At 64.2% G+C, this 11,695-nt stretch carries 11 protein-coding genes; 2 read left to right on the top strand and 9 right to left on the bottom strand.

Annotated elements, in window-relative coordinates; translation table 11 throughout:
- The 5 genes from JOZ76_RS27050 to JOZ76_RS27030 form a co-directional block, all read right to left on the bottom strand.
- A partial coding sequence (locus tag JOZ76_RS27050; protein ID WP_291703854.1) for an ABC transporter ATP-binding protein occupies window positions 1-681 on the bottom strand: 681 nt, incomplete at its 3' end.
- Window positions 674-1,621: a branched-chain amino acid ABC transporter permease gene (locus JOZ76_RS27045; RefSeq protein ID WP_291703852.1), complete on the bottom strand. Its 948-nt coding sequence runs from the start codon at window positions 1,619-1,621 to the stop codon at window positions 674-676. The genes JOZ76_RS27050 and JOZ76_RS27045, both read right to left, overlap by 8 nt.
- Window positions 1,621-2,538 carry a branched-chain amino acid ABC transporter permease gene (locus JOZ76_RS27040; RefSeq protein ID WP_291703851.1) on the bottom strand — a complete coding sequence of 306 codons (918 nt, stop codon included), beginning with the start codon at window positions 2,536-2,538 and terminating at the stop codon, window positions 1,621-1,623. The genes JOZ76_RS27045 and JOZ76_RS27040 overlap by 1 nt, the downstream gene beginning before the upstream one ends.
- A gap of 211 nt (window positions 2,539-2,749) precedes the next feature.
- Window positions 2,750-3,922, bottom strand: a complete 1,173-nt coding sequence (locus JOZ76_RS27035) for an ABC transporter substrate-binding protein (protein WP_291703849.1) — start codon at window positions 3,920-3,922, stop codon at window positions 2,750-2,752.
- Window positions 3,923-4,231: 309 nt separating this feature from the next.
- Entirely contained in the window at window positions 4,232-4,540 is a 309-nt protein-coding gene (locus tag JOZ76_RS27030; protein ID WP_291703847.1) for a hypothetical protein, read from the bottom strand.
- Window positions 4,541-4,789: 249 nt separating this feature from the next.
- On the opposite strand from JOZ76_RS27030, the gene JOZ76_RS27025 reads away from it, so the two are divergent.
- A complete protein-coding gene (locus JOZ76_RS27025; RefSeq protein ID WP_291703846.1) occupies window positions 4,790-6,061 on the top strand; it encodes an NAD(P)/FAD-dependent oxidoreductase in 1,272 nt (423 codons plus the stop codon).
- A 189-nt stretch (window positions 6,062-6,250) separates the two neighbouring features.
- On the opposite strand, the gene JOZ76_RS27020 is transcribed toward JOZ76_RS27025, so the two are convergent.
- The 4 genes from JOZ76_RS27020 to JOZ76_RS27005 form a co-directional block, all read right to left on the bottom strand.
- A complete protein-coding gene (locus JOZ76_RS27020) occupies window positions 6,251-8,104 on the bottom strand; it encodes a feruloyl-CoA synthase (RefSeq protein WP_291703844.1) in 1,854 nt (617 codons plus the stop codon).
- Window positions 8,105-8,236: 132 nt separating this feature from the next.
- A complete protein-coding gene (locus JOZ76_RS27015) occupies window positions 8,237-9,448 on the bottom strand; it encodes an ABC transporter substrate-binding protein (RefSeq protein ID WP_441300108.1) in 1,212 nt (403 codons plus the stop codon).
- Between the two features lie 63 nt (window positions 9,449-9,511).
- Window positions 9,512-9,835, bottom strand: coding sequence for a 2Fe-2S iron-sulfur cluster-binding protein (locus tag JOZ76_RS27010; protein WP_291703842.1), 324 nt, complete (start codon window positions 9,833-9,835; stop codon window positions 9,512-9,514).
- Between the two features lie 8 nt (window positions 9,836-9,843).
- Entirely contained in the window at window positions 9,844-11,088 is a 1,245-nt protein-coding gene (locus tag JOZ76_RS27005) for a cytochrome P450 (RefSeq protein WP_441300107.1), read from the bottom strand.
- A gap of 86 nt (window positions 11,089-11,174) precedes the next feature.
- On the opposite strand from JOZ76_RS27005, the gene JOZ76_RS27000 reads away from it, so the two are divergent.
- A complete protein-coding gene (locus JOZ76_RS27000) occupies window positions 11,175-11,684 on the top strand; it encodes a MarR family winged helix-turn-helix transcriptional regulator (RefSeq protein WP_291703840.1) in 510 nt (169 codons plus the stop codon).
- Window positions 11,685-11,695 lie beyond the last annotated feature (11 nt).

The following is an 11,695-nucleotide window of genomic DNA, read 5'->3' as shown; positions in this document are numbered from 1 at the left end:
GGCGATGACGCGGCCATACACCAGCACGCTGATGCGGTCGGCGAGCGCGAACACCGCTTCCATGTCGTGTTCGACCAGGACGATGGACACCTCGCGCCGCAGCTCCTTGAGCAGCTTCACCATGCGCGCCGATTCGGTGACGCCAAGGCCGGCCATCGGCTCGTCGAGCAGCAATAGCTGCGGCCGGCTCGCCAGCGCAACCGCAAGCTCAAGCTCGCGCTGCTCGCCATGACTGAGTTTTGCGACCACCACATCGGCGCGATGGCCAAGGCCGACGCGCTCCAGCGCGGCGCGGGCCGCGTCGCGCAAGCGCGCTTCCTTGCGCGCATTGGCGAAGAAGCGGAAGGAATGGCCGGCATGCGCCTGCGCCGCCAGCGCAACATTGTCGGCGGCCGTGAAGTCCGAGAGCAGCGAGGTGATCTGGAACGAACGCGCCAAGCCGAGCGCAGAGCGGCGCCACGCCGGCAATGCGGAGATGTCACGGCCGTCGAGATGAATGCTTCCCGCGTGCGGCGCAAGATGTCCGGTCAACTGACTGATCAGCGTCGTCTTGCCGGCGCCGTTGGGACCGATGATCGCGTGCAGTTCGCCGCGGCCAACATCGAGGCAGACGTGATCGGTGGCGACGATGCCGCCGAAGCGGCGGACCAGATTGTCGACCCGGAGCAGCGGCTCAGCCACGCGATAACCTCCCGAGCACGCCCATGATGCCGCCGCGTCCGAACAGCACGATCAGCAGCAGCAGGGGCCCCATGATCAGCGCCCAGTATTCGGTGATCTGCGACAAGAGCTCCTCGAGCAGCAGGTACACGATCGCGCCGACGAGGGGACCGAACAAGGTGCCCATGCCGCCCAGGATGACCATCACCATGAGATCGCCCGAGCGCGTCCAGTACATCACGGCGGGGCTGACGAAATCGGTATTGTTTGCGAGCAGCGCACCGGCGAGTCCGCACAGCGTCCCGGCGATGATGAAGCAGACGAGCTGGTAGCGTTTTGCGGGAAACCCGATCGCCTGCATGCGCTGCTCGTTCGAGCGCAGGCCCCGCACCACCATGCCGAAGCGCGAATTGACGATGCGCCAGATCAGGAACACGGTCAGAAGCAGGCAGGCGAGGCACAGATAGTAGAACTGCACGCGGTTCGAGAGATTGACCAGGCCGGAAAAATCGCTGCGCTTGTAGATGGTGAGGCCATCGTCGCCGCCGTAACGCGCGAGGCCCGAGGCGACATAATAGGCCATCTGCGCAAAGGCGAGCGTGATCATGATGAAATAGACGCCGCGGGTACGCAAAGACAGCGCGCCGATCACCAGCGCAAACAGCGCGGAGGCCAAAAGCGCCATCGGAAACTGGATGAAGCCGGAGCCGATGCCTTCCTGCGCGAGGATGCCGACGGCATAGCCGCCGATGCCGAGATAGGCCGCGTGCCCAAAGCTCATCATGCCGCCATAGCCCATGATCAGATTGAGGCTTGCGGCCGCCAGGGCCATGATGACGATGCGGGTGAACAGCGTCAGCACAAAAATGTTGCCGGAGAGCGCCGAATAGAGCGGCAGCACGAGCAGGCCTGCGACGGCCAGCACCGCGACCAGGTGCCCGGCATTCAGTCTTGTCTTCATCATCGTCGCGCGGCCGGAAACAGCCCCTCCGGTCGCACCACCAGCACGATTGCCATCAACAGGTAGATCAGCATCGAGGACAACGCCGGCGCCGCGGTCGAGGCGGCGGCCGAACTCAGGATCTGCCGCAGCAGGTTGGGCAGGAACGCGCGGCCGAGCGTATCGATCAGCCCGACCAGGATCGCGGCCAAGAACGCGCCGCGGATCGAGCCGATGCCGCCGATCACGATCACGACGAAAGCGAGGATCAGGATGTTCTCGCCCATCCCGATCTGCACGGTGAGGATCGGCGCCTGCATCAGCCCGGCGAGGCCGGCCAGCGCCGCACCGAGTCCGAACACCAGCGTGTAGAGCAGCTTGATGTTGATGCCGAGCGGGCCGATCATTTCCCGGTTCGATGCGCCGGCGCGGATCAGCATGCCGATTCTCGTGCGCATCACGCCGAGATAGAGCAGCAGCGCGACCAGCAGCGCCACCACGATGATGGCGAGACGATAGGCGGGATAATGGATGCCGGGCAGGATCGGGACCGGGACCGTCAACCAGTCCGGCAATTGCAGCGCCAGTCCCGCCGGTCCCCAGATCAGCCGCACCGCCTCGTTGAAGAACAGGATCAGCCCGAAGGTCGCCAGCACGTGATCGAGATGGTCGCGGCCGTAGAGGTGCCGAAGCGCGACGACCTCCAGCACGATGCCGAGCACGAGCGTGGCGCCGAGCGCCAGGATCGCACCGAGAACGAAATTGCCGGTCCAGGCCACGAACGTCGCCGCGAAATAGGCGCCCATCATGTAAAGCGAGCCGTGCGCCAGGTTGACGAGATCCATGATCCCGAACACCAGCGTCAGTCCCGCGGCGAGCAGGAACAGCAGGAGCCCGAACTGCAGGCCATTCAGAACTTGTTCGACGACGAGAAGCATGCCTTCACAATCAAAGCGGCCGCATATGAAAGCAACCTTTCATGAGATCGAGCTGCGACCGCGACGGAGGTGCGCTCCCTCCCCCTTGCGGGGAGGACGGCTGGGGAGGGGGTAGCTTCAAACGACCGCGCCCGTCACCGCCACCCCCGCCCCCTCCCCGCAAGGGGGAGGGGAGAAGAGACAGCGCCGCCGTTGATAGCAAAATCCGCGCCTATTTCATCGGGCATTTATCGTGAAAACGGTCCTGGTCGTCCTTGACGATAGTGGCAACCGTTTTCAGCGAGAGCTGGCCTTCGGCGTCCTTGACCACATCCTGCAGATAGAAATTCTGGATCGGAATATGGTTGTTGCCGTATTTGAACGGCCCGCGCAGCGACTTGAAGTTGGCCTTCTCCATCTCGGCCTTCATCGCGTCCTTCTTGGTGAGGTCGCCCTTTACCGCAACCACCGCGCTGTTGATCAATTGCGCGGCGTCATAAGCCTGGGCGCCATAATAGGTCGGCCGCAAGTCCGGATACTTCTTGCGGTAATCCTCGACGAACTTCTTGTTCTGCTCGTTCGGCAGGTCGTTGACCCATTCCTGGGCACCGGGAACGCCGAGCGCGTTGTCCTTCTGCAGCGGCAGCGACAACTCGTCGATCGTGAACGCGGTGTAGAGCGGGATCTGCTGCTTCAGCCCGGCCTGGACATACTGGTTCAGGAACTGCACGCCGGCCGCGCCTGGATAGAACACGAAGATCGACTCGGCCTTGGAGTTGCGCGCCTTGGTCAGCTCGGCGGAGAAATCGAGCTGGCTCGGCCAGACCGTGTATTCCTCGCCGACCACCTCACCCTTGAAGGTGCTCTTGACGCCGGCCAGCATATCCTTACCGGCGGCGTAGTTCGGGCCGATCAAGAACACCGACTTGACGCCCTTCTGGTTCATGTAGAGGCCCATGGCCTGCGGCGTCTGGTCGTTCTGCCAGGAGGTCGAGAACACGTAAGGCGAGCACAATTCGCCGGCGAGCTGCGACGGACCGGCATTGGCCGAGATCAGGAAGGTCTGCGAATCCACCGCGGTCTTCAGCGAGGCCAAGAGCACGTTCGACCAGATGTAGCCGGCGATGAAATCGACCTTGTCGGACTGCACCAGCTTTTCGGTCTTCTGCTTGCCTATATCCGGCTTCTGCTGGTCGTCCTCATAGATCACCTCGACCGGCTTGCCGTCCATCTTGCGGCCGAGATGCTCGAGCGCAAGCTCGAAGGAATTGCGCATGTCGTTGCCGATCACGGCGGTCGGACCGCTGAAGGTCGAAACAAACCCGATCTTGATGGAATCCGCTGACAACGCCGAATTGCCGAACGCGAGCCAAGCCACGCCCGCGAGCCAAAGTGCCGTCCTCATCTTCATTTCCCCTCCCTTGCCTTCAATCGTTCCGGCGAGCCGGCAAATGCCCGTGCGAACCTGCGCGACAGGTCGCTGCCGGATACCTCTTCTTATCCGCGCGCCTATCTTGTGTGCGCAATCCCGAGCCGGCAGCAACACAGAACCCGCCGCCAACCGATAGACCTTCGCAAGGGCCCATGAACCATAATTCGCCTTCTGTGGCAAAGGCAAGAATTATAGTTCAAGGCAGTCACGGGGCGTGCAGCGCAAAAAGCCGCAGGCGCGGCGATCCGCGACTGCGGCTTGGAGGGAGCGGCTTATGCCGCTTCAACCTTCACCCAGCATCCGGTAATTGCCGACGATGGTTGCGCGACGCACCAGCGGCGTTTCGAGGCAGCGGTCCCTGACGCCGCTCTGGAAGGCCTGAAACGCACTGAGTTTGGGGAGCGCGCTGGTGCCGTCATCGGCCTCGGTTTCAACGATGTGGACGAACGTGTCGTCGTCGAGCCGCAGCGTCATGTAGCGAACGCCGCCGGGCTTTTCGACCGCCAATTCCTTGAACACGGCCGCGACCAGTTCGGCGTTCTTGTCGGCCAGTTCGGGTTTGGTCCTGTAGCTGATCAGCCTTCGATTCATCGTGAACTCCTGCCGTTTGTTACCTTCTCGAGGGACGAACCGCGTTGATGAAAAGATTCAGGCGGAGCGAAACAATTTCGGCCCAGCGACATTTGGCCCGCAAACCGCTTGCGCCTGACGGAAGCTCGGGGCGCTACGCATGATATCGGTCGCGTTTAGCTATCGTTCGATAGCGACCGTGGGCTTGGATTGGACCCAACAATCGTCCAGGATTGCCGACGGGAACACCGAATATCGAGGGCCTCAGGGATGACGACGCCATCAAATCCTCACCAGGTGGTCATCGTCGGCGCCGGCTTTGGCGGCCTGGAGGCGACCTATCGTCTCGCCGGCGCCCCGGTCCGCATCACGCTGATCGACCGTCGCAACCATCATCTGTTCCAGCCGCTGCTGTACCAGGTGGCGACCGCCTCGCTCGCAACGTCGGAGATCGCCTGGCCGATCCGCTACCTGCTGCGCAACCGGCCCGAGGTGACGACGCTGTTCGCAACAGTTTCGGGCGTGGATGCCGCCAGCCGTCGCGTGCTGCTCGAAGACGGCGGCGAAGTGAACTACGACACGCTGGTTCTCGCCACCGGCGCGCGCCACGCCTATTTCGGGCATGACGAATGGGAGCAATGGGCGCCCGGGCTGAAGACGCTCGAAGATGCCACCACGGTGCGGCGGCGCATCCTGGTCGCCTTCGAGCGCGCCGAGCGCGAGACCGATCCGGTGCGCCGCGCGGCCCGCCTGACCTTCGTCATCATCGGGGCCGGCCCGACCGGCGTCGAACTCGCCGGCACCATCGCTGATCTCGCCCGCGACACGCTGCCGCGGGATTTTCGCAACATCGATACGCGCAAGGCCCGCGTCGTGCTGATCGAAGCCGGTCCGCGCGTGCTTGCCGGCTTTCCCGATGACCTTTCGGCCTATGCACAGGCCTCGCTGGAACGCCTCGGCGTCGAGGTGATGCTGGGCCAGCCGGTCACCGAATGCACGCGCGACGGCGTGGTCTATGGTGGCAAGACGCTCGCGGCGAAAACCATCATCTGGGCCGCCGGTGTGCGCGCCTCGCGCGCTGCCGAATGGCTCGGCGCGCCGGCGGACCGCGCCTGCCGCCTGCAAGTCGAACCCGACCTCACCGTGCCCGGTCATCCCGACATTTTTGCGATCGGTGATACCGTGACGATATCGGCCTGGAACGGCAAGCCTGTGCCCGGCATTGCGCCTGCCGCCAAGCAGGAGGGTCGCTACGTCGCCGAATCGATCAAGGCGCGGCTGCGCGGCGAGAAACTGCCGCCGTTCCGCTACAAGCACGCCGGCAGTCTCGCGCAGATCGGCAAGCGACTCGCAGTGATCGATTTCGGGCGCATCAAGCTGCGCGGCGCCATTGCCTGGTGGATCTGGGGCATTGCCCACATCTACTTCCTGATCGGCCTGCGCAACCGCCTCGCCGTCGCGATGAGCTGGCTCTGGATTCATGCCCGCGACCAGCGCGCCGCGCGGCTGATCACCCAGGGCTCGAGCAAGGTGACCGGCTGACGCCAAGCGCTATGGCAAATGAGATGCGCGCAAAGCCCGCAACATCAATGGTCGTCATGCCCCGCTTCAAGCGGGGCATCCAGTACGCCGCGGCTTCTCGGTAAAACACTGCCGTCTCTGGGATACTGGATCACCCGCCTTCGCGGGTGATGACAGCTTGTACTTGTGGAAGGTTCGCACAAATAGGAATCATCGCGTTTCTGGCAGTCCGATCCATTGCGGTGAGGCATCATCCTGCAGACGGGCAACCGCATCTGCGCGACGCGTCAGCACGGCGCGCTGGTTGATGTAGCCCTTGTCGGTAATCTCGCCGTCATCGACCGACGGCGGCTCCGCCAGCAACAGCGCCCGGGTCGCATAGGTCGAGGAGCCGCCACCCTTCGCCTTCAGCCGCGCCAATCCCTGCGCGAATCCCGCACGCACCTTCTCGCTGGCAATCACGTCAGCCGCTGCAGCGGTCTCCGGCAGCCCGGCATGGGCGCGGCAGGCGGCGAGATTGGGAAATACCAGAAAGCCGATGCTGTCGCGATCATGGCCGGTCAGCACGATGTCCTGTGCGAGCGGCGCCAGCGCGGCGATGCCGGCCACGCGAAGCGCGCCAACGCTGACCCAGGTGCCGGAAGAGAGCTTGAAATCCTCGGCGACGCGGCCATCGAAGAACAGGCCACGCTCGGGGTGGTCGGGATCGGCGAACTTCACCGCATCGCCGATCAGATAGAAGCCGTCATCATCGAAAGCGCGCGCGGTGAGGTCGGGCATCTTCCAGTAGCCCGGCGTCACATTGGGGCCACGCACGCGCACCTCGAGCTTGTCGCCCGACGGCACCAGCTTCAGCTCGGTGCCCGGTGTCGGCACGCCGATATTGCCGGAACGGTCCGCCCGGAAATGACAGTCGGTCGCAAGCGGCGAGGTTTCGGTCGAACCCCAGGCCGACACCATCGGCAGCGCGCGACCGACCGCCTTATGCGACAGCGCTTGCATGGCATCCCAGAGATTCTGCGGCAGCGCGGCGCCGGCATAGAACGCAAACTTCACCTCGCCGAAGAAACGGCGGCACAGCGCGTCGTCCTCGCCGAGCGCCGCGATCAGCATGTCGAAGCCGCGGGGCACGTTGAAATAGACCGATGGGATCACGCTGCGCAGATTGGCGAGCGAGGTCGCAAACAGGCCGGGCAGCGGCTTGCCGCTGTCGATATAGAGCGTGCCGCCATTGCGCAGCACGAGGTTGAAATTGTGATTGGCCCCAAACGTGTGGCTCCAGGGCAGCCAGTCCAGGATCACGAGATCGCGCGCCTGGTCGAGAAAAGTCCAGGTCTGCGCCTTGGCCTGCTGGCTCGCGGTCAGCATCCGCTGCGTGTTGATGACGGCTTTCGGCGTTCCGGTCGAACCGGACGTGAACAGAAATTTTGCGATCGTATCGGGCGTCACCGATGCAAAGGCCGTAGCGATGGCGGAGTCCTCGGGCGTGCTCGCGATCGTGCGGAACGGAATCGCAGTGTCGCCGTCGCTGGCGACGATTTTCGCCCGGTGCAGCGGCTTGATGGCCGCGAGCGCCTTTGCAAAGGGCTGTTCGGCGGCGACATAAATCGCGCCGGGATCGAGCAGCTCGATCATACCCTTGAGCTTGTCAAAATCCTTCGACATCAGCGAATAGGCCGGCGAGATCGCCGAGGCCGGCACGCCGATATGCATGGCCGCCAGCGTGAACAGCGCATGGTCGACGCCGTTATCAGAGAGGATGGCGAGGGGATGCTGCTCGCTCAGACCCTGCGCCAGGATCCAGCTCGCAACCGAGCGGACCTGCTGCAAAGCATCGGCGTAGGTCACCGTCCGCCACGGCGCATCGACGCTAACGCGCTCGCCGAGAAAAATCCGGTCCGGCATCTGCGCCCAGTGCTCCAGCCACTCCCCGACGCACCGCGCATAGTCTTGCAGCGGTACGGCCGATCGCAACTGGATCGTGCCGTCGGCCCAGTGGTCAGCGATGACGCGCGGCGGCGCGAACAGGGTCTCGGGCACCGCCATCTCTCGCACCACGGTCATCGGTTTGCCCTCCGTTCTCCCCGGACGCTTTACGCGAGAGACGTGACGGCTGCAATGTGACCATTCGGCCGTGGCTCGCCGCAACGGCGACCATCCTCGTCGGCGCGCGACGCGCCTATTTACACCCGCCTTCTATTTGACCAGTGAACAACCGCCCTCAGCCATCGGGCGGAACGCCTGCTCGGCTGATATGGTCGCGACCAGGCGATAGTAGTCGTAGGGATATTTCGACTCCTCCGGCTTCTTGACCTCGAACAGATACATCGGGTGGATCACGCGGCCGTCCTGGCGGATGGCGATCTCGCCGAACAGGGGGTCCCTGCCCTTGAACGTCTTGATCTGCGGCACGACGTCGTGGGCATCGTCGCTGCCGGCCGCCGCCACCGCGTTCAGGTAGGCGAGCGTCGCTGAATAGACGCCGGCCTGGTTGCCGCTCGGCATCTTGCCGTTCATTCCGGGCCGCGCGGCGAAGCGTTTTGCAAAGGCGCGGGTGTCGTCGTCCATGTCCCAATAAAACGCCTCGAGCAGCTGCAGGCCCTGCGCGACTTTCAGGCCCATGGCGTGAACGTCATTGATGAACAGCAGGAAGGCGACCAGCGACTGGCCGCCCTGCTGGATCCCGAACTCGGTGGCCTGCTTGACGGCATTGATGGTGTCGCCGCCGGCATTGGCGAGGCCGATCACCTTGGCGTTCGAGTTCTGCGCCTGCAGCAGCAGCGAGGCGAAATCCGAGGTGCCGAGCGGATGTTTGGCCGAGCCGAGCACCTTGCCGCCGTGCTTCTCGATATAGCTGGTGGCCTCCGCCTCGATGCCCTGGCCGAGCGCAAAGTTCACCGTGACGAAATACCAGTCCATGCCGCCGCGCTTGATCATCGCCGCCGCGGTGGCGTTGCCGGTTGCCCAGACATCGTTGACCCACTGGATGGTATTTGGCGAGCAGGCCTTGCCGGTGAGGTCCGAGCTCGCGGTCGAGGAGGCGAGGAAGGTCATGCGGGTGTCGCGGAGCAGCGCATTGATGGTGAGGCCCACGGCCGAATTTGGCACGTCGACCACGGCGTCGACCTTGTCGACGTCGAGCCATTTGCGGACGATCGCAGATCCCACGTCCGCCTTGTTCTGGTGGTCGGCATAGACGATCTCGACCTTGATGTCCTTGCCGCCGCCGCCAAAATCTTCCGCGGCCATGCGCGCGGCCTCGACCGACCCCATGCCGTTGGTGTCCTGGAAGATGCCGGAGATGTCGTTGAGCACGCCGATCCGCACCACATTGTCGGAAATCTCGGCGCGCGCCGCAGCGCTGGCAAGACACGCCACCGCAACTGCGAGATATCGCATGACACTCATGTTTTGTTTCCCCTCCGCAAATGTGTCGGCCCGCTTCCTCGCGGCGGACGCGACGAACGAAAATCAGGTTTGTCGTTCCGGGAGCCGCAGCACGAGACCATCGAGCTCCGACGTCATCTCGATCTGACACGACAGCCGGCCGTTCGGCAGCCGCTCGGACGCGGTGCCGTCCAGCAGTTCATCCTCATCGGCGCCAACCGGCTTGAGTTTTGCGAGCCACGCCTCGTCGACATAAACGTGACAGGTGGCGCAGACCGCGCTGCCGCCGCATTCGGCGAGGATGCCGTCGAGACCGTGGGCGAGCGCCGCGCGCATCGCGCCGTTGCCGATGTCGGCATCAACACTTTCGGAGCGGTTGTCGGGATGGACGAAATGAATGGTCGGCATCGTGATCCTTATGCGGCAGTCAGGGTGATCGGCAGGGTTTCGAGCCCGCGCAGCGTGTTGTTGTACCGGCGGGTCACCGGACCCGAGATTGCGATCGAGGCGACCTTGCGGGCAATCGCCGACAGCACCGCCTCGCCTTCGAGCCGCGCCACCAATTGGCCGACGCACATGTGAATACCGGATCCGAAGCCGACATGGCCCGAGGTCTTGCGTGTGACGTCGTAGCTGTCCGGCTCGGCCCAGCGGCGCGGATCGCGGTTGGCGGCACCGAGAAACATCAGCACTTTTTCGCCCTCGCCGACCTCGGAGCCGCCGATATCGACGGCCCGCGTCGTGGTGCGGAAGAAGGTCTGTACCGGACTTTCCAAGCGGATGGCCTCCTCGAACGCATTGCGCGCCAGGGTGGGGTCGGCCCGCAGGCGCGCCAACTGATCGGGATAGCGTGCCAGGCAATAGACCGCCGCGCCGATGCCATAGACCGTGGTGTCGAGCCCCGCCGACAGCAGCGAACGCACCAGCAGCGGCGCCTCCTTGTCGGTGATGTCGCCGGTGTCCGCGAAGGCATGAATGCAGGCGCCAAACCCGCCAGGGGCGAGATTTTCGCGCTGGCACTGCTCGGCGATATAGGCCTGGTGCGGCGCGGAGCGTGCGATCGCGCTCTGGCGCAATTCATTAGGAGGGCCGAAGGCGTTGAACACGAGACCGGCATAGGGCAGCAGATGCTGGCGCCCTTCCGGCCTCAGGCCGAGCGCATCCGGAAACACCGACAGCGGATAGGCTTCGGCAAGCTCTACGACCGCATCAAAGCTTCCGCGCGCCAGCAATCCGTCGATCGTCGCATCCGCAACCGCGGTGAAATGCTGACGGAGCTGCTTCATGACGGTGGGCGACAGCACCTTGCTGAGCACTGCGCGCGTTCGCGTATGGGCGGGCGGATCGGCCTCGAGGATCAGGCTCGGCGGCCGCCACGGCGTCTCCTTGGCGAAATCGCTGAGGCCGACGCCGCGGCCGGAGCAGAAGGTTGCGGGGTCGTTGAGGACGGCATGGACCTCGGCATAGCGTGCCACGCCATAGACGTTCCAGGTCTCGAGATAGACCACCGGTCCCGCGTCGCGCAGCGCCTGGTGGGCGGGAAAAGGATCATCGAAGAACGCGATCGAGAAGGGGTCGATCGCGAGATGTGGGATTGCAGCGGGCGGCCTGCCGCCGGACGAGTTGCTGCCGGTGGCTTGCGGGGAGCCCATGGCGCTCATGCGAACCTCCCTGAAATTTGGACTTGTAGGGTGTGGGCCCTAGTCTCTATGACTTCCTCGTCTGCACGACGCGACGATCGAAAGAGATGAGCACCAGCGCGCCCCCCGCCAAGCCGCGTCGACCAGCCGAGATCCCTGCAGCACCGGGGCAGACGCTCGATCTCGAACGCTATGTGCCGGCGTTCATCACCTTCATCGCCAACAAGCTGTCGAACAGCGCGACGGTGTTCTACCAGACGAATTTCGGCGTCAACGTCACGGAATGGCGCATCATGTCGCTGCTCGCCATCGAGCCGGGCATTCCGGCCTCGCGGATCTGTCACGTCATCGGCTTCGACAAGGGCCCGGTGAGCCGCACGCTGGCGGCGCTGCAGAAGCGCGGGCTGGTCGCGATCAGGACCGACCCGAACGACGGCCGCAGCCATTCGATCTCGTTGACCGCGCGCGGCCGCGCCATACATGACCAGGTCATTGTCGCGGCGCTGGAGCGCGAACGGAAATTGTTGTCCTGTCTCGATCAGGAGGAGCAGGAGGTCCTGATCGACCTGCTGCGCCGCCTGCACGAGAATCTCGGCGCGGTCACAGCCCAATCCTGATCGAATGCGCC

Origin of the sequence: Bradyrhizobium sp. (genome assembly GCF_019244115.1) — a bacterium.
GTDB lineage: Bacteria > Pseudomonadota > Alphaproteobacteria > Rhizobiales > Xanthobacteraceae > Bradyrhizobium.
This window is presented reverse-complemented; position numbering and strand designations above follow the sequence as displayed.